The sequence below is a fragment of the Pseudomonas sp. FBCC-B35 genome, from assembly GCF_059133755.1.
In genome coordinates, this window is sequence record NZ_CP101439.1 from 4,745,761 (window position 1) to 4,763,623 (window position 17,863).

Sequence of the window (17,863 nt, forward strand, 5' to 3'; positions counted from 1 at the left end):
CAAAAACACCTTAGGGCCTAGGATTGGCGCCATTCCGGCATGTGCCGGGTCAAACTCGAGATGATATTTATCATGTCCGCTGCTGCATCGTTCCGCGTCGAAAAAGATCTGTTGGGCACCCTTGAAGTTCCTGCCGATGCCTACTACGGCATCCAGACCCTGCGCGCTGCCAACAACTTCCACCTCTCTGGCGTTCCTCTGTCGCACTACCCCAAGCTGGTCGTGGCCCTGGCCATGGTCAAGCAGGCCGCTGCCGACGCCAACCGTGAGCTGGGCCACCTGAGCGATGCCAAGCACGCTGCCATCAGTGCAGCCTGCGCCCGTCTGATCAAGGGCGACTACCACGAGCAGTTCGTGGTCGACATGATCCAAGGGGGTGCCGGTACCTCCACCAACATGAACGCCAACGAAGTCATCGCCAACGTCGCGTTGGAGGCCATGGGTCACCAGAAAGGTGAGTACCAGTACCTGCACCCCAACAACGATGTGAACATGGCGCAGTCGACCAACGACGCCTACCCCACTGCTATTCGCCTGGGCTTGCTGCTGGGTCACGACGCCCTGCTGGCCAGCCTTGAGAGCCTGATCCAGGCCTTCGCCGCCAAAGGCAAGGAATTCGACCACGTACTGAAGATGGGTCGCACCCAGCTGCAGGATGCCGTGCCGATGACCCTGGGCCAGGAATTCCGCGCCTTCGCCACCACCATGACCGAAGACCTGCAGCGTCTGCGCTCGCTGGCACCTGAGCTGCTCACCGAGATCAACCTGGGTGGCACCGCGATTGGTACCGGCATCAACGCCGACCCGGGCTACCAGGCCCTGGCTGTACAGCGTCTGGCAACCATCAGTGGCCAGCCGCTGGTACCGGCTGCGGACCTCATCGAAGCCACCTCCGACATGGGCGCCTTCGTACTGTTCTCCGGCATGCTCAAACGCACCGCGGTCAAGTTGTCGAAGATCTGCAACGACCTGCGCCTGCTGTCCAGCGGCCCACGTACCGGCATCAACGAGATCAACCTGCCGGCTCGTCAGCCCGGCAGCTCGATCATGCCAGGCAAGGTGAACCCGGTGATCCCGGAAGCCGTAAACCAAGTGGCCTTTGCCATCATGGGCAACGACCTGGCCCTGACCGTCGCGGCCGAAGGCGGCCAGCTTCAGCTGAACGTGATGGAGCCGTTGATCGCCTACAAGATCTTCGACTCGATTCGCCTGCTGCAACGCGCCATGGACATGCTGCGCGAGCATTGCATCGTCGGCATCACCGCCAACGAACAGCGCTGCCGTGAACTGGTCGAGCACTCGATCGGCCTGGTCACCGCCCTGAACCCTTACATCGGCTACGAAAACGCCACCCGTATCGCTCGCGTTGCCCTGGAAACCGGCCGCGGTGTGCTTGAACTGGTGCGTGAAGAGAAGCTGCTGGACGACGCGATGCTCGACGACATCCTGCGTCCGGAAAACATGATCGCCCCGCGTCTGGTTCCGCTGAAGGCCTGACCAGAACGCTGTAACCGTCTCACCAGGTCGAGGGACTAGACACCTCTCAACCTTTCCTAAGCCCGGGCGTATGCTTCGGGCTTTTTTTTGCCCGCCCGGTGCCGATTGGCAGCCATCGACGACACTCGGCATACAACTTGCTCGATAATGCGTCCCAGACCCACGGGACCACTCCGCATGCTGCACAGCCACCTGACTACCCTCAACGCGGTTTCGCTGATCCTCAACGTCTTTCAGGCCCAAGGCTGCGAGGCCTCGGAGCTGCTAGCCGGCAGCGGCATAGGCCCAGCGGACCTTGGCCATGCCGATGCACGCATCACGACCCAGCAGGAACTGCAGGTCTGTGCCAACGCCGTGGCCCGCCGGGAGGACATTGGCCTGGAGTTGGGCCAGCGCATGCGCGTGTCTGCCTACGGCATGCTGGGGTACGCGCTGCTGTCCAGTGCCACTTTGGGTGACGCCCTGGGCCTGGCATTGCAGTATCCGGCACTGCTGGGAACAGTTTTCACCTTGCGCCTGCTCGACGACGGCCACCGTGTCTGGCTCAGCGCCAGCGATTACCGGGATAGTCCTGCGCTGAGCGCTTTCAACGCCGAATTCTGCCTGGTGTCGTTGAAGGTCATCTGCGACGACTTGCTAGGCCATGATCTGCCGCTGCTTGGGGCGCGCTTCGAGCACCTGCGCCCGGGTTACCACGCGCGCTACAGGCGCCTGTTTCAGTGCCCAATCACCTTCGCCTCGCCTGACAACGCCTTCGCCTTCGAGCGGCACTGGCTGAACGCGCCACTGCCTCTGGCCGACCCGATCACCCACAAGGCCATGAAGGAGCGATGCCGACGCCTGAACCTAGAATTCACCGGCCGGCAGGCATGGTTGGGGCGCGTTCGCCAACTGCTTGTCAACCAACTGGAAGCGGCGCCGGGCCTGGAGGGCCTGGCACGGCAGATGAATTGCTCGTCCCGTACACTTCGCCGTCACCTGCAGGCGCTGGGCAGCAGCTATCAGCAATTGCTCGATGAGTTGAAGTTCGAACGGGCCAAGGAACTGCTCGCCGACGGGCACATGCCGATCCACCGCATTGCCGAAACGCTTGGGTACAGCGAGACGGCCAGTTTCCGTCACGCTTTTGTGCGCTGGAGTGGCGTGGCGCCGACTCGGTTTCGCGGGTAAGCCTGCTGGTAGGCCTAGGGTAGCTGCCTCACACGATGAAGGTGTTCGACGTTGGCCATATCTATCCCCTTTTGGCCGGTTCAGATGTTCTCGCTGAGCGGCCCCGTTCGTGACAATGAAGGCACGCCAGTACCCACCGGAGAACAACAATGCTGACGATCTATTCCGATGATCACCGCCTGCACCATGGCCGCTGCGAGCTGATCGATGGCAAGCTCATGCCTTGCTTCGAGATGCCTTCGCGTGCCGACCATGTCCTGGCCCAAGTCCGCAAACGCGAGCTGGGTGAGGTCAAAGGCCCTGATGATTTTGGCCGTACGCCATTGCTGCGCGTGCACAGCGCCGATTATCTCGACTTCTTCGAAGGCGCCTGGGCGCGCTGGGCGGCCATGGGCCAGGAGGGCGATCTGCTCCCCTATACCTGGCCTGCTCGCACGCTGCGGGCGGTCAAGCCTACAGGGTTGCACGGCGAGCTTGGTTACTACAGCTTCGATGCAGGTGCTCCGATCACGGCAGGCACCTGGCAGGCCGCCTACAGCGCAGCCCAGGTCGCGCTCACGGCGCAAGCGGCCATCGAGCAGGGTGCCCACGCCGCGTTCGCATTGTGTCGTCCACCGGGGCATCACGCGGCAGGCGACGTCATGGGGGGCTACTGCTACCTGAACAATGCAGCCATCGCTGCCCAGGCCTTCATCGACCAAGGACGGGCAAAGGTTGCCATCCTCGACGTGGACTACCACCACGGCAATGGTACCCAAGACATTTTCTACAGCCGCGCCGATGTTTTCTTCGCCTCCATCCATGGTGATCCTCAGGACGAATTCCCCTTCTTCCTGGGCTATGCCGACGAAACCGGGGCGGGTGCCGGCGAGGGCTGCAATGTGAATTATCCGCTACCGGCGGGCAGTGACTGGTCGACCTGGCGCGCAGCCCTGGAAGACGCTTGCGAACGCATCGCCGCGTATGAGCCTGAGGTAGTGGTGGTGTCGCTGGGGGTGGACACGTTCAAGGATGATCCGATCTCCCAGTTCAAGCTCGACAGCCCTGATTACCTGGAGATGGGCAAGCGCATCGCGCAGCTCGGCAAGCCCACCCTGTTCGTGATGGAAGGTGGCTATGCCGTGGAAGAAATCGGCATCAACGCCGTCAACGTGCTCGAAGGCTTCCAGCGCGCACAACCCGGAGCTCGATAATGGCCACGATCAAACAGCTACTCGCCCCTCTCGTCGCTGCGGTACTGTGCGCAGGCACCCTGCCCGCCCAGGCCGAACAGCGCACGCTGCGCGTGTACAACTGGTTCGACTACATCACCCCGCAGACGCTGACCGACTTCCAGAAGGACAGCGGTGTGAAGCTGGTGTATGACATCTTCGACACCAATGAAGCGCTGGAAGCCAAGTTGCTGACCGGCAACTCTGGTTACGATGTGGTGGTGCCGTCCAACGTGTTTCTGGCCAAGCAGATCGAGGCCGGCGTATTCCAGCCGCTCGATCGCAGCAAACTGCCGAACTGGCAGCACCTGGACCCGGCCCTGATGAAGTTGATCGAAGCCAACGACCCCGGTAACCGCTTTGCCGTGCCGTACATGTACGGCACCATACTGATCGGCTTCAACCCGGCCAAGGTCAAGGCTGCGCTGGGGGAAAACGCACCTGTGGACAGTTGGGACCTGATCTTCAAGGAAGAGAACATCGCCAAGCTCAAGCAATGTGGCGTGGCCCTGCTCGACTCACCCTCCGAGATCATGCCGCTGGCCCTTCAATACCTGGGCCTGCCGCCCAATAGCGAACACCCGCAGGACTACAAGAAAGCCGAAGCCCTGTTGCTGAAAATTCGCCCATCCGTCACCTACTTCCACTCCTCCAAGTACATGGCAGACATGGCCAACGGTGACATCTGCGTCGCTGTGGGCTACAGCGGCAGTTTCTCGCAGGCTGCCAACCGTGCCCGCGAGGCCAACAACGGTGTCGTGGTGGACATGCGCCTGCCCAAGGAAGGGGCGCCGATCTGGTTCGACATGCTGGCAATTCCAAAAAATGCTGCCAATCCGCAGGACGCTCACGTCTTTATCAATTACCTGCTCCGGCCTGAAGTGATTGCGCCGATCAGTGACTTCGTGGGCTATCCGAACCCGAATAAAGACGCTACGGACAAGGTGAGCCCAGCGATTCGCAACAACCCCAACTTGTATCCAACCGCCGATGCAATGACCAAGCTGTATACGCTAAAGCCACTGGCTCGCGATGCAGAGCGCGCACGCACACGGGCATGGACACGCATCAAGTCCGGATCATGACCACCTGCGGCTGGGGTCGTGGCCCCAGCCGCTCTTCACGGTGCGCCGTTCAAGACCGCCAGGCCTTGCGTAGCTTCAGCAAGGCCTCGGCGATTTCCCTTTCAGGCACTGCCGCAAAGCCCACTACCAGCCCTGCCCGTTTATCCACAGGGCACGTGCTGTCATCCAGCCAAAAATGGCTCAAGGGCGTTACTTCCACGCCAACTGCTTCGGCCTGGGCCACCAACGCCCTTTCCCGGCTAACGTTATCCACAGCCAGTGTGACATGCAGGCCAGCTGCGATATCCGGCATGGCGCCCATGCCTTGGATACCGGTAGGCCACCCGGCCAGTATCGCGTCGCGCCGTGCAAGGGCGGCCTTGCGCATGCGCCTTATATGCCGCTGAAAATGCCCACGCGCCATGAACTCCGCCATCACGCATTGACTGCTGATTTCCGAATGCCGGGAGGCCAGCGCCCTGCCCTGGCTGAAGGGTTTGGCCAATGCGGGCGGCAACACAAGATAACCAAGGCGCAGGGCTGGGAAAGCGATCTTGCCGAAGGTACCGACGTACAGGACCCGTCCATGTTGGTCCAGCGCAGCCAAGGGCGCCAGGGGCGCACCGCTGTAACGGTACTCGCCGTCGTAATCGTCTTCGATGATCCAGCCCTGGGTACGGCGGGCCCAGGCCAGCAGCTGTAGGCGTCGGGCCAGGCTCATGGTGACACCTGTCGGGTACTGGTGAGCCGGAGTCACGTAGGCCAGCCGACATTTTTCCAGCCGTTCGAGCTCGGTGCAATCCATTCCCTGTGCATCAACGGCGATACCCTTTACCTCAGCTCCGCTCAAAGCAAAGGCATGGCCTGCGGCGCGATAGCCCGGGTTTTCCACAGCCACGGTATCGCCAGCGCCTAGCAGCAACTGTGAACAAAGACTGATGGCGTCCTGTGCGCCATGGGTGATCACAATTTGTGCAGCTGTACAATTCAGCCCTCGCGAACGGCGCATGTAAGTAGCGATCAGCTCACGCAAGGCGGGTTCACCCGCCGGGTCCCCATAGCTCAACCTGGCTGGAGACGGATTACGCCAGAAAGCCGCTTGCAGCTTGGCCCAGACGTCGAAAGGAAATAGGTCGAACGCGGGCAGGCCGACGCGAAACGCTCGTGGCTTGCCACCTCTGGGGGGTGCCAGATGATGTTTTTCGAGCAGTTGCAAGGCGGTATCAGCACGGCTGTAACTGGATAAATCCTCAGTGTCAAACGAAGAGTTTGTGGATAACCTTGTTGATAACCCAGGGTATAAGCCTGTGGATAGATGTGTGGACAGTTTGCTCGATGTTCCTACATAGGTCCCATCACCGACCCGCGACTCGATGAAACCCTCCGCGTGAAGCTGCTCGTAGGCCTGGACAACGCTGTTGCGCGAAATGCCCAACATCCTGGCTATTTCCCGGGTTGCAGGCAGCCGAGTACCGCTGCCCAGGCGACCATCGAGCATTCGTTCCCGTAGGGCTTGATACAACTGCTGGCTGAGCCCCAGACGGCGGTCTAGCGTGATCCCGGCAGGGTCGAAGGAAAGATCGTGATGCAACTCGCTCACGGCATTGGCTCTATCAAAAGCGGAGTAAATGGCTCTTACCGAGAGCCAATCTTGTGCATAGCATCACCCTTATACCTGCAAACGAACAGGCTGCGCACACGTGCCAGCTGCCAAGGGATAGCCCATGACGAACATTACCGTACGCCCGGTAACTGCCAACGACCACGCCACTTGGCTTGCCCTGTGGCAGGCCTACTTGCAGTTCTACAAGACAGAACTGTCCGAGACGGTCAGTCTCACGACCTGGGGGCGTCTGCTCGATACTCGCGAGCCCACGCACTCGGCGCTCGCCTGGCTGGATGAGAAAGCGGTGGGCATGGTCAACTTCATCTACCATCGTTCCAACTGGAGCATCGAGAATGCCTGCTACCTGCAAGACCTGTACGTGGCTGGCGAGCAGCGTGGCTTGGGTATTGGCCGCCAACTGATTCAGCACGTCTATCAGGCGGCGAGCGCGGACGGCTGCACCAAGGTGCACTGGTTAACCCATGAAACCAATTCCACTGCCATCGACCTGTATGAGCGGGTAGCCGAGCGCTCAGGGTTCATTCAATTCCGTAAAGGGGTTTAGGCCAGCATGAGCGATACATTGAACTGGAAGCCGGCCAGCGCGCCCACGGCGCAGCCTATCGATGGACATTTCATTCGCCTGGAGAAACTCGAGCCTGCACGGCATGGCGACGATCTATGGGAGGTGCTGCAAGGTGCGGCTGCCGATCCAGCGCTGTGGGACTACCTGCCTTATGGCCCATTTGCCGAGCGCGCTGGGTTCGACCGTTGGCTGCAAGCCAACGCTGCGGGTACAGACCCACTGTTCTTCACCGTCATCGATCGCACCTCGGGCCAGGCGCAGGGGCTGCTCAGCTTGATGTCGATCGTGCCCGATCATGGTCGCATCGAGATTGGTCACGTTGCCTTCGGAGCCGCGATGCAGCGAACGCCCAAGGGCACCGAGGCGGTGTATCTGCTGGCAAGACTTAGCTTTGCGCTCGGTAACCGACGCCTCGAATGGAAGTGCAACAACGCCAATGCTCGCTCCAGACGCGCAGCTGAGCGATTGGGCTTCGTTTTCGAAGGCGTGTTCCGAAAGCATCTGGTGGTAAAGGATCACAACCGGGATACCGCCTGGTATTCGATTACCGATGACGAGTGGCCGCAGGTGGCCGCCGCTTTCGAGCGCTGGTTGAGCGCTGAGAACCAAAGCCCGGCAGGTCAGTTGCGAACGCTCGAGGCATGCCGCCTGGCAAGCCCTTGAAGCAACGTACCCTGATAAAAAAGGGGAGCATTGCGCTCCCCCGAGGTTAACCCATGGTCAAGGGATCAGGTTCAGCCCTCGATCTCGATCAGGATTTCGCCCGGCGTCACGCGATCGCCCTTGCCCACGTGGATGGCCACGACCTTGCCCGCGATAGCCGCCTGCACTTCGGTTTCCATTTTCATCGCCTCGGTGATGAGCACAGCCTGCCCGGCTTTGACCGTATCACCTTCCTTGACCAGCACATCGACGATGTTGCCAGGCATGGTGGTGCTGACATGGCCCGGGGCGCTGGCCTGCTTGCGCTTGCTGCTACCGCCGCTGACGAACTCGTTGAGCGGCTCGAACACCACCTCTTCCGGCATGCCGTCGATCGACAGGTAGAAGTGACGCTTGCCCTCTGCCTTGACGCCTACACCGGTGATGTCCACGCGGTAGGTTTCACCGTGCACATCGATCACGAATTCGGTCGGTACGCCTTCTCCGCCCGGGGCGGAAACGGCGCCGGCTTCAGGGATAGGCAGCAGCGCTTCGGGGGCCAGGGTGCCGGCCTCGCGCTCTTCCAGGAATTTGCGGCCAATGTCCGGGAACATGGCGAACGTCAGCACGTCCTCTTCACAGCGCGCCAGGGCCCCGATGTCGGCACGCAGCTTGGTCATCTCCGGTTTGAGCAGATCGGCCGGGCGTACATCGATCACCTCTTCGCTGCCGATCGCTTGCCGACGCAGTTGCTCGTTGACCACCCCCGGCGCCTTGCCGTAACCGCCTTGCAGGTACAGCTTCACCTCGTTGGTGATGGTCTTGTAGCGCTCACCGGCCAGTACGTTGAAGAATGCCTGGGTGCCGACGATCTGCGAAGTGGGGGTAACCAGCGGTGGAAAGCCCAGGTCTTCACGCACACGCGGGATTTCCGCCAGCACTTCGTTCATGCGGTTCAGCGCGCCCTGCTCCTTGAGCTGGTTGGCCAGGTTGGAAATCATGCCGCCTGGCACCTGGTTGACCTGCACGCGGGTATCCACGGCAGTGAACTCGCTTTCGAACTGGTGATATTTCTTGCGTACGGCATAGAAATACAGGCCGATCTCCTGCAGCAGCTCCAGGTCCAGCCCGGTATCGAACTCGCTGCCTTTGAGCGCCGCCACCATGGACTCGGTACCCGGATGGCTGGTGCCCCAGGCGAAGCTGGAAATGGCGGTATCGATATGATCAGCGCCGTTTTCCACAGCCTTGAGCTGACACATGGCAGCCAGGCCCGCGGTGTCGTGCGAGTGAATGAAGACCGGCAGCGACTGCTCGGCTTTGAGTGCCTTGACCAACTCGCCGGTGGCAAACGGGGTGAGCAGGCCGGCCATGTCCTTGATGGCGATCGAGTCGCAACCCATGGCCTCCATCTGCCTGGCCTGATTCACGAACGCCTCGATGGTGTGCACCGGGCTGGTGGTGTAGGCGATGGTCCCCTGGGCGTGCTTGCCCGAGGCTTTGACCGCCTCGATGGCCACACGCAGGTTACGCACATCGTTCATGGCGTCGAAGATGCGGAATACGTCGATGCCATTGACGGCGGCCTTGGCGACGAATGCCCTGACCACATCGTCGCTGTAGTGGCGGTAACCCAGCAGGTTCTGGCCGCGCAGCAGCATTTGCAGGCGCGTGTTGGGCAGTGCTGCACGCAGCTTGCGCAGGCGCTCCCACGGGTCTTCCTTCAAGAAACGCACACAAGCATCGAAGGTGGCGCCACCCCAGACTTCCAGTGACCAATAACCGACCTTGTCGAGTTTCTCGCAGATCGGCAGCATGTCTTCGGTGCGCATGCGGGTGGCCAACAGGGACTGGTGGGCGTCGCGCAGGATCGTATCGGTTACGTGAATCTTCTTGGACATTGTTATCTCCTCGTCGCGGCAAGCTTCGCGCCTCAGTCGGCCTGCACAGACGCGTTGGCGCCGGCTGGCAATCTGGGTTCGCAGCGTGCAGCTGTATTCAAATGCCTGCGTGGGCGGCGATGGCGGCAGCGATGGCCAGGGCCAGCTCTTCGGGTTTGCGCTTGATCGAATAGTTGGTCAGTTCCGGGTGGGTCTCAACGAAGCTGGTGTTGAACTGACCGCTACGAAATTCCGGATTACGCAGGATTTCCTGGTAGTACGCCGCGGTGGTCTTGACCCCCTGAACGCGCATGTCATCCAAGGCCCGCAGGCCGCGATCCATGGCCTCTTCCCACGTCAATGCCCACACCACCAGCTTCAGGCACATCGAGTCGTAGAACGGTGGAATGGTGTAGCCGGTGTAAATGGCGGTATCGGTACGTACACCTGGGCCACCCGGCGCGTAATAACGGGTGATCTTGCCAAAGCTGGGCAGGAAGTTGTTCTTCGGGTCTTCGGCATTGATCCGAAACTGCAGGGCATAACCACGGTGCTGGATATCTTCCTGCTTCACCGACAGGGGCAGGCCCGATGCGATGCGGATCTGCTCACGCACGATATCGATACCGGTGATTTCCTCGGTGATGGTGTGCTCGACCTGCACGCGTGTGTTCATTTCCATGAAGTACACTTCGCCATCGGCCAGCAGAAACTCCACGGTACCGGCATTCTCGTAGTCCACCGCCTTGGCTGCACGCACTGCCAGGTCGCCGATGTACGCGCGTTGCTCGGGCGTGAGTTGAGGGCTCGGAGCAATTTCGATGAGCTTCTGGTTACGCCGCTGGATGGAGCAGTCGCGCTCGAACAAGTGCACGACGTTGCCAAAGCTGTCGCCGAGAATCTGCGCCTCGATGTGCTTGGGGTTGACGATGCACTTTTCCAGGAACACTTCTGCCGAACCGAATGCCTTGGTGGCCTCGGAGATCACACGCGGGAAGTTCTGCTCCAATTCTTCACGGCTGTTGCAGCGGCGGATACCACGGCCGCCACCGCCCGACGTCGCCTTGAGCATGACCGGATAACCAATGCGATCGCCTTCACTGAGCGCCTCGTGAATGTCGGCGACGTTACCCTCTGTGCCAGGGGTGACCGGAACGCCTGCGGCGATCATGGTGCGGCGCGCTTCGGTCTTGTCGCCCATGCGGCGAATGACGTCGGCAGCGGGCCCGATGAACTTGATCCCGCGCTCGGCGCAGATCTCGGCCAACTCCGCGTTTTCCGAGAGAAAACCATAGCCAGGGTGCAGGGCATCGCAGCCCGTTTCCACGGCCAGGTTCACCAGCTTGCGCGGGTTCAAATAACCGGCCAGTGGCTCTGCGCCAATGCTGTAAGCCTCGTCTGCACGCTTTACATGCAGCGCATGCCGGTCGGCGTCGGAAAAGATCGCTACCGAGCGGATGCCCATTTCGGCGCAAGCGCGCACGATCCGAACTGCAATTTCACCTCGGTTGGCGATCAGGATTTTTTTTATCACTGGATTCTTCCCAAAGCCGTATGAACAGTCGACACGGTTCTACCGGTCGGCGCGTGACCCGTTGTTGTTTGGCCAGTCGCAGATTCACCCTAGCGCTGTAGGTCGATAAACAAAAATCAATATTTGTTAGGGGCAGTATTAGCAAAAGCTTATAGTGAAGTTACAAGGTATTGCCGACGAGACGAATAAAATGCGTAAGTCCTTGATGCGTATGACATTACGCCAGTTGCAGATCTTCAATGAGGTGTGTGACCTTCGCTCCTATAGCCGCGCGGCCGAAGAGATGGCACTCACGCAACCCGCCGTTAGTCTACAGATCCGCCAACTCGAAGAGCTGATTGGCCAGCCGTTGTTCGAATACGTGGGCAAGAAGTTGTACCTCACGGAAGCCGCCGAAGCGCTGCAACGCGCCAGTCACGACATCTTCGGGCGTCTGGAAAGCCTGGATATGCAGTTGTCGGACATGCAGGGGTCTTTGCAAGGGCAGTTGAAGCTGGCGATCGAGTCCAGCGCCAAGTACTTCGTGCCGCATCTGTTCGCGGCATTCAAGCAGCGCCATCCGGAGGTCAACTTGACCTTGACCGTGGTCAACCGGGCACAGGCCATCAGGCGGCTGTCCGATAACCGTGATGACCTGATCATCATGTCCATGGTGCCGCAGGACATGGGGCTGGACTTCCTGCCGTTCCTGAACAACCCGATCATCGCCGTCGCACCGCCCGAGCATGCCCTGTGCAGGCTGCCGCAGCTGCGCCTGCAGGACCTCGAGCCCCACACGCTGCTGGTACGCGAACAAGGCTCAGGCACACGCAAGGCCTGTGAGGAATATTTCAAGGAAAAGCGCGTGCACTTCACGCAAACCCTCGAAGTGGCCTCGGCCGATGCCCAGCGTGAATGCGTGATCGCCGGGCTGGGCATCGCGTTGTTGACCCGCCATGCCGTGAACATGGAGCTGGCCACGAGAAACCTAATCGAACTGCCCGTCGAAGAATTACCGCTGTACCGCAGCTGGTGCGTCGTTCAATCCAAGGCCAAGCGGCAATCGCCGGTCGCACTCGCCTTTCAGGCGTTCATACGCAGCGAGCGGTCACTGATCAGCGCATTGGTCGAGCGATTTTCAGGTCAGTCGGTGCCGCTGTCTGCCAGGCAGTGAGCCCTTCGAAGTCAGGGTAATCGGCGACATCACGCAGGAGCTGCCGTTGGTCACAGTAGCTTTCGATGGCGCGGCGATACGCCATGCGTCGCTGGTCCTTTTCCTGCTGCTTGCGAGCCTTGGCGTTAGGTTGGTAGATACCGTCGTGGTCACGAGCCATTGCCTGATTCCCAGAAAGGATGCGGAAGGCTCAGACTGACCCAGCGGTTTTACCGTTTGGAGGCGCGATGATGACAGCGTCGTGACCGATGATGGCTTCTACTCGAAGAACCGAAGCAGGCCTCAGTCGTCATGAGCCTTGATCGACTTGGGCGACAGTCGCAGGCTACGCAGGCTGCGCTTCACGCTCTTGAGGTGGTTGACCAGGCTTGGCCCGCGCGCCATGGCAACGCCCATGGCCAGCACGTCGATGACCACCAGATGGGCAATGCGCGAGGTCAGGGGCGTATAGATCTCGGTGTCTTCGTGAACGTCAATGGCCAGGTTGACCGTGGACAGTTCGGCCAACGGGGTCTGGCTGGGGCACAGCGTGATCAGATTGGCGCCGCTTTCGCGGACCAGGTTGGCCGTGATCAGCAAGTCCTTCGAACGGCCTGATTGCGAAATGCACACCGCCACATCGCCAGGCTTGAGCGTCACCGCAGACATGGCCTGCATGTGCGGGTCGGAGTACGCCGCCGCGCTGAGCAGCAAACGGAAGAACTTGTGCTGGGCATCTGCTGCCACGGCCCCGGATGCGCCGAAACCATAGAACTCCACACGCTGCGCCTGTGCCATGGCGCTGACGGCCTGCTGCAGCGCCTGTGGGTCAAGGTGCTCGCGTACCTCCATCAGGGTATGCAAGGTCGTGTCGAATATCTTCAGGCTGTAATCGGCGACGGAGTCGTCTTCATGAATAGCGAACTGACCAAAACTGGCCCCGGCGGCCAGGCTCTGCGCCAGTTTCAACTTCAGGTCCTGGAAACCCGAGCACCCGATGGCCCTGCAAAAACGCACAATGGTCGGTTCACTGATGCCGACACTGTGGGCCAGGTCTGCCATCGAGCTGTGCATGACGGCGGCTGGGTCCAGCAGCACATGATCGGCCACTTTCAGTTCCGATTTGCGCAGCAGGTGGCGCGATTGGGCGATATGTTGCAACAGATTCACGGGCTGGACTCGGGTTATGATCGACTGGCCGGGTTGTAGCTTTCTTGTAGTTATACTACATGGACGGCAACCCGCCCAGTTAAACGAACGTGGAGCGTGGTGGTTTGACTATTCCTTGCGACATTCTGGTCTTCGGTGGCACGGGTGACCTGGCCCTGCACAAGTTGCTGCCAGCGCTCTACCACCTGTTTCGCGAAAGCCGTCTGGACCCAGCCGTGCGGATAATCGCCCTGGCCAGACGCCACCTGCTGCGCGATGACTACCTCAAACTTGCAGAGCGACATTGTCGGGCACAAATCGCTCGCCGCGACTTTGACGAAGAAATCTGGCGTCGGTTTTGTGCACGGGTCGACTATTTCGCGATGGATGCGACACAGAGTGCTGATTTCGTTCGGCTGGCGCGCTACCTGGGTGAGCCAGGGGGCCTGATGCGGATCTTCTACCTTGCCACCGCGCCTTCGTTGTTCGCTCCCATTGCAAGTCATCTGCACATCGCCGGTCTCGCCGACAGCGAAGCACGTATCGTGCTGGAAAAGCCGATCGGTCAGTCCTTGTCGTCGGCCACTGCCATCAACGAAGCGATCGGAGCGGTATTTGAAGAGCGACAGGTTTTTCGTATCGACCATTACCTGGGCAAGGAAACCGTACAGAACCTCATGGCGCTGCGGTTCGCCAACGCACTGCTCGAACCCGTCTGGCGCAACGGCCAGGTCGATCACGTCCAGATAAGTGTCGGCGAGACGCTGGGCGTAGAAAACCGTGGCGGCTACTACGATCGTGCAGGCGCAATGCGCGACATGTTGCAAAACCATCTGCTCCAGCTGCTCTGCCTGGTAGCCATGGAACCGCCGGCCCAGTTCGAGGCGGAGGCAGTGCGTGACGAGAAGGTGAAAATACTGCGGGCGCTTCAGCCGATTACTGGGCAAGACGTTCAGGAGAAAACCGTTCGAGGTCAGTACGGTGCCGGGCACATCGGCGGTCAGGAGGTATGCGCGTACTACTTCGAAAAAGACGTCGACAATGACAGCGACACCGAGACCTTTGTCGCCATAGAAGCACACATCGACAACTGGCGCTGGGCCGGGGTGCCGTTCTATTTGCGTACAGGTAAACGCATGGCAAGGCGTTCTTCGCAAATTGTGCTCCAGTTCAAACCCGTTCCGCACGAACTGTTCGAAGGGGGTCAGGTGAACCAGCTACTGATCCAGTTGCAGCCAGACGAGCGGATCAGCCTGCGGATGATGACCAAGACCCCAGGCAAGGGCATGCGCCTGGAGCCGGTCGATCTGGACTTGAACCTGGCCCAGGTTTTCAGCCAGACGCGCCGCTGGGAGGCCTACGAACGCTTGCTGCTGGACGTACTCGAAGGCGATTCGACCTTGTTCATGCGCCGGGATGAAGTAGAAGCTGCCTGGGCGTGGATTGACCCTATCATCGAAGGCTGGGAGGAGCATTTCCAGGCCCCTCGCTCGTATCCTGCCGGGAGCAGTGGCCCGGAGCAGGCCAATAGCCTACTGGCCCGACACGGCAGACACTGGCATGCATGAAGCGTTGCCCAATCGAAGGTTTCCTTGAAAGCAGCGACAGTAGCGATGCGCGTTTGCGCTACTTATCATCAAGGAGGCTCCCATGAGCACACTCAAGAACTTCGTTGCTTACAACCAGACCGCTGGCGGCCAAACGTCCTTCAGGGTTCACGGCGTCGTCACCGTTCCCAGCCCGGCGTACGAACCAGTGCTGGTCGAACCGGTCAGACGCCACCGAGGTGGCTGGGAGGTCCTGGAACTCAAGCTGGTAGACACCGGTGTCATCGCCATGTCAGTGATGACCGAAAAGACCGTTGAGTACGTCCATGAGGGCGCGAGCGGTTTCAAGACGCTGGAAATCATTCACGGAAGTGACAACCTGCGGATCGCCATCGAGGACATTCAAGCGCCCAACTGATGTAGGCGGCCCGGACGCCCAGGATCGAGCCTTGGCTTGACCCGGGCGCGATGGTCGCGATGAACGGCAGGGGATGAAGGTGAACATTTATACAGTAGGTGTTTGCCCCTGGCTCGGCCTCCCCCTAGAATGTCGAGATGAGCACAGATGACCTCTCCCTCCTGCTGAATTCCCTCAATGACGCCCAACGCCAGGCTGTAGCGGCCACGGTCGGGCGTCAACTGGTGCTTGCTGGCGCCGGTTCCGGTAAAACACGTGTGCTGGTGCACCGCATCGCCTGGCTTATCCAGGTGGAGCAGGCATCGCCGCATTCGATCCTGTCGGTGACCTTCACCAACAAGGCTGCTGCGGAAATGCGCCACCGGATCGAGCAACTGTTGGGCATCAACCCTGCAGGAATGTGGGTGGGGACATTCCACGGTCTGGCGCATCGGCTCTTGCGTGCTCACTGGCAAGAAGCGGGGCTTGTGCAGAACTTTCAGATTCTGGACAGCGACGATCAGCAGCGCCTGGTCAAACGGGTGATGCGCGAGTTGGGGCTGGACGAACAGAAGTGGCCGGCACGCCAGGCTCAATGGTTCATCAACGGCCAGAAAGACGAAGGCCTGCGCCCGCAGCACATTCAGCCAGGCGGCGACCTGTTCTTGACCACCATGCGCGACGTCTACACCGCCTATGAGCAGGCCTGCGAGCGCGCGGGTGTCATCGATTTTTCCGAGTTGCTGCTGCGCGCCCTGGATTTGTGGCGCGATCACCCAGGCCTGTTGGCCCACTACCAGCGCCGCTTCCGTCACGTACTGGTCGATGAGTTCCAGGACACCAACGCCGTGCAGTACGCCTGGCTACGTCTGCTGGCCCGCGGTGGTGACAGCCTGATGGCGGTGGGTGATGACGATCAGTCGATCTACGGCTGGCGCGGGGCGAAGATCGAGAACATCCACCAGTACACGGCCGACTTCCCAGATGCCGAGACGATCCGCCTGGAGCAGAACTACCGCTCCACCGGTGGCATCCTCAAGGCTGCCAACGCCCTGATCGCCAATAACAGCGGGCGTTTAGGCAAGGAATTGTGGACCGACATGGGTGAGGGTGAACCCATTACGCTGTACGCCGCCTACAACGAACATGACGAAGCGCGTTATGTGGTCGAGACCATTGAAAGCCTGATCAAGCAAGGCAACGCGCGTGACGAAATGGCTATTCTGTATCGCTCGAACGCCCAGTCGCGGGTGCTTGAGGAAGCCTTGCTGCGCGAGCGGATTCCGTACCGCATCTATGGTGGCCAGCGCTTCTTCGAGCGGGCAGAGATCAAGAATGCCATGGCCTACCTGCGACTGATTGAAGGCCGCGGTAACGATGCCGCGCTGGAGCGCGTGATCAACGTGCCGCCACGCGGTATTGGCGAGAAAACCGTCGAGGCCATTCGCGAGCATGCACGTCACAGCCAGGTATCGATGTGGCAGGCGATGTGCCAGCTGATCGCAGCAAAGGCGCTCAAGGGCCGGGCTGCCAGCGCCCTGGGTGCATTCATCGAGCTGATCGACGGGCTTGCAGCCAAAGTCGAAGACATGCCGCTGCATACCATGACGCAAACCACCCTCGAACAATCCGGGCTGATCATCTATCACCAGGAAGAAAAAGGTGAAAAGGGTCAGGCACGGGTGGAAAACCTTGAGGAACTGGTTAGCGCAGCGCGCAACTTCGAATCGACCGAAGAAGACGCCGACCTCTCCCCACTGTCCGCCTTCCTGGGTCACGCTTCGCTAGAAGCCGGCGATACGCAGGCTGACGAGCACGAGGACAGTGTGCAGCTGATGACCTTGCACAGTGCCAAAGGCCTGGAGTTCCCCTACGTGTTCCTGGTGGGCATGGAGGAAGGCCTGTTCCCGCACAAGATGAGCCTGGAGGAGCCAGGTCGTCTTGAAGAAGAACGTCGCCTGGCCTACGTGGGCATCACCCGCGCCATGCGTCAGCTGGTCATGACCTATGCCGAGACAAGACGGCTGTACGGTAGTGAAACCTACAACAAGGTATCTCGCTTCGTACGCGAGATTCCTGCTGGTCTGGTGCAGGAGGTACGTCTGTCGAACAGCGTCAGCCGCCCGTTCGGCACCCCGAAGACCGCCCTCAACAGCCACCTGTTTGCCAATGCGGATATTCCCGAAACCGCATTCAGCCTTGGCCAGCGTGTACAGCATTCCGTTTTCGGTGAAGGGGTCATCCTGAATTTCGAAGGCTCCGGGGCCCAGGCACGTGTACAGGTCAATTTTGCCGAAGGCAGCAAGTGGTTGATGATGGGCTACGCCAAGCTTGAAGCCATCTGAAGGCAAGCATCGGCCCAGGGGCGCACCCAGGTTTGAACGCCTGCGCCGTTGCTTGCTCAAATAGGTCATACCAAGCAAAAGCTCGAAACATTATGTCGCTGGT

Annotated in this window: 15 protein-coding genes; 10 read left to right on the forward strand and 5 right to left on the reverse strand. The window is 60.3% G+C overall.

The window, feature by feature from the left end; translation table 11 throughout:
* Positions 1-72: 72 nt before the first annotated feature.
* The 4 genes from aspA (at position 73) to NMB38_RS21705 (ending at position 4,963) form a co-directional block, all read left to right on the forward strand.
* Positions 73-1,497, forward strand: a complete 1,425-nt coding sequence (gene aspA, locus NMB38_RS21690; protein ID WP_023532531.1) for an aspartate ammonia-lyase — start codon at positions 73-75, stop codon at positions 1,495-1,497.
* A gap of 177 nt (positions 1,498-1,674) precedes the next feature.
* Positions 1,675-2,667, forward strand: coding sequence for an AraC family transcriptional regulator (locus NMB38_RS21695; protein ID WP_028686789.1), 993 nt, complete (start codon positions 1,675-1,677; stop codon positions 2,665-2,667).
* Between the two features lie 149 nt (positions 2,668-2,816).
* Positions 2,817-3,860: a histone deacetylase family protein gene (locus NMB38_RS21700; RefSeq protein ID WP_027913337.1), complete on the forward strand. Its 1,044-nt coding sequence runs from the start codon at positions 2,817-2,819 to the stop codon at positions 3,858-3,860.
* Positions 3,860-4,963, forward strand: coding sequence for a polyamine ABC transporter substrate-binding protein (locus NMB38_RS21705; RefSeq protein ID WP_494354863.1), 1,104 nt, complete (start codon positions 3,860-3,862; stop codon positions 4,961-4,963). Before NMB38_RS21700 ends, NMB38_RS21705 begins: the two co-directional genes overlap by 1 nt.
* A 49-nt stretch (positions 4,964-5,012) precedes the next feature.
* Here the strand turns inward: NMB38_RS21705 and pdxR are convergent, their stop codons facing one another.
* The gene (gene pdxR / locus NMB38_RS21710) at positions 5,013-6,542 is read right to left on the reverse strand and encodes a MocR-like pyridoxine biosynthesis transcription factor PdxR (RefSeq protein WP_490805763.1); all 1,530 of its coding nucleotides are present in this window, start codon (positions 6,540-6,542) and stop codon (positions 5,013-5,015) included.
* Positions 6,543-6,666: 124 nt separating this feature from the next.
* Between pdxR and NMB38_RS21715 the strand changes: the two genes are divergently transcribed.
* Complete coding sequence (locus NMB38_RS21715) at positions 6,667-7,113, forward strand: GNAT family N-acetyltransferase (protein WP_027913334.1); 447 nt, start codon at positions 6,667-6,669, stop codon at positions 7,111-7,113.
* A 6-nt stretch (positions 7,114-7,119) separates the two neighbouring features.
* Entirely contained in the window at positions 7,120-7,797 is a 678-nt protein-coding gene (locus tag NMB38_RS21720) for a GNAT family N-acetyltransferase (RefSeq protein WP_404697685.1), read from the forward strand.
* Between the two features lie 71 nt (positions 7,798-7,868).
* On the opposite strand, the gene oadA is transcribed toward NMB38_RS21720, so the two are convergent.
* Together oadA and NMB38_RS21730 are read right to left on the reverse strand one after the other, a co-directional pair.
* On the reverse strand, positions 7,869-9,677 hold the full coding sequence (gene oadA / locus NMB38_RS21725) for a sodium-extruding oxaloacetate decarboxylase subunit alpha (RefSeq protein ID WP_027913332.1): 1,809 nt from the start codon (positions 9,675-9,677) through the stop codon (positions 7,869-7,871).
* Positions 9,678-9,774: 97 nt separating this feature from the next.
* A complete protein-coding gene (locus tag NMB38_RS21730) occupies positions 9,775-11,190 on the reverse strand; it encodes an acetyl-CoA carboxylase biotin carboxylase subunit (RefSeq protein WP_027913331.1) in 1,416 nt (471 codons plus the stop codon).
* A gap of 190 nt (positions 11,191-11,380) precedes the next feature.
* On the opposite strand from NMB38_RS21730, the gene NMB38_RS21735 reads away from it, so the two are divergent.
* A complete protein-coding gene (locus NMB38_RS21735; RefSeq protein ID WP_027913330.1) occupies positions 11,381-12,343 on the forward strand; it encodes a LysR family transcriptional regulator in 963 nt (320 codons plus the stop codon).
* Here the strand turns inward: NMB38_RS21735 and NMB38_RS21740 are convergent.
* Together NMB38_RS21740 and hexR are read right to left on the reverse strand one after the other, a co-directional pair.
* Complete coding sequence (locus tag NMB38_RS21740; protein WP_080992801.1) at positions 12,285-12,503, reverse strand: PA3496 family putative envelope integrity protein; 219 nt, start codon at positions 12,501-12,503, stop codon at positions 12,285-12,287. The genes NMB38_RS21735 and NMB38_RS21740 overlap by 59 nt on opposite strands.
* A gap of 122 nt (positions 12,504-12,625) precedes the next feature.
* A complete protein-coding gene (gene hexR / locus NMB38_RS21745) occupies positions 12,626-13,492 on the reverse strand; it encodes a transcriptional regulator HexR (RefSeq protein ID WP_023532857.1) in 867 nt (288 codons plus the stop codon).
* A 104-nt stretch (positions 13,493-13,596) separates the two neighbouring features.
* Between hexR and zwf the strand changes: the two genes are divergently transcribed.
* From zwf to uvrD, 3 genes are all read left to right on the forward strand, one after another.
* Complete coding sequence (gene zwf, locus NMB38_RS21750; RefSeq protein ID WP_027913329.1) at positions 13,597-15,039, forward strand: glucose-6-phosphate dehydrogenase; 1,443 nt, start codon at positions 13,597-13,599, stop codon at positions 15,037-15,039.
* Positions 15,040-15,121: 82 nt separating this feature from the next.
* Entirely contained in the window at positions 15,122-15,436 is a 315-nt protein-coding gene (locus NMB38_RS21755; protein WP_027913328.1) for a hypothetical protein, read from the forward strand.
* Between the two features lie 137 nt (positions 15,437-15,573).
* Positions 15,574-17,760, forward strand: a complete 2,187-nt coding sequence (gene uvrD / locus NMB38_RS21760; protein WP_059183518.1) for a DNA helicase II — start codon at positions 15,574-15,576, stop codon at positions 17,758-17,760.
* Positions 17,761-17,863 lie beyond the last annotated feature (103 nt).

Bases quoted from the DNA above. Each gene is read 5' to 3' on its own strand.
- aspA (WP_023532531.1), top strand. From the start codon at position 73: ATGTCCGCTGCTGCATCGTTCCGCGTCGAAAAAGATCTGTTGGGCACC.
- NMB38_RS21695 (WP_028686789.1), top strand. From the start codon at position 1,675: ATGCTGCACAGCCACCTGACTACCCTCAACGCGGTTTCGCTGATCCTC.
- NMB38_RS21700 (WP_027913337.1), top strand. From the start codon at position 2,817: ATGCTGACGATCTATTCCGATGATCACCGCCTGCACCATGGCCGCTGC.
- NMB38_RS21705 (WP_494354863.1), top strand. From the start codon at position 3,860: ATGGCCACGATCAAACAGCTACTCGCCCCTCTCGTCGCTGCGGTACTG.
- NMB38_RS21715 (WP_027913334.1), top strand. From the start codon at position 6,667: ATGACGAACATTACCGTACGCCCGGTAACTGCCAACGACCACGCCACT.
- NMB38_RS21720 (WP_404697685.1), top strand. From the start codon at position 7,120: ATGAGCGATACATTGAACTGGAAGCCGGCCAGCGCGCCCACGGCGCAG.
- oadA (WP_027913332.1), bottom strand. From the start codon at position 9,677: ATGTCCAAGAAGATTCACGTAACCGATACGATCCTGCGCGACGCCCAC.
- NMB38_RS21735 (WP_027913330.1), top strand. From the start codon at position 11,381: ATGCGTAAGTCCTTGATGCGTATGACATTACGCCAGTTGCAGATCTTC.
- NMB38_RS21740 (WP_080992801.1), bottom strand. From the start codon at position 12,503: ATGGCTCGTGACCACGACGGTATCTACCAACCTAACGCCAAGGCTCGC.
- NMB38_RS21755 (WP_027913328.1), top strand. From the start codon at position 15,122: ATGAGCACACTCAAGAACTTCGTTGCTTACAACCAGACCGCTGGCGGC.
- uvrD (WP_059183518.1), top strand. From the start codon at position 15,574: ATGAGCACAGATGACCTCTCCCTCCTGCTGAATTCCCTCAATGACGCC.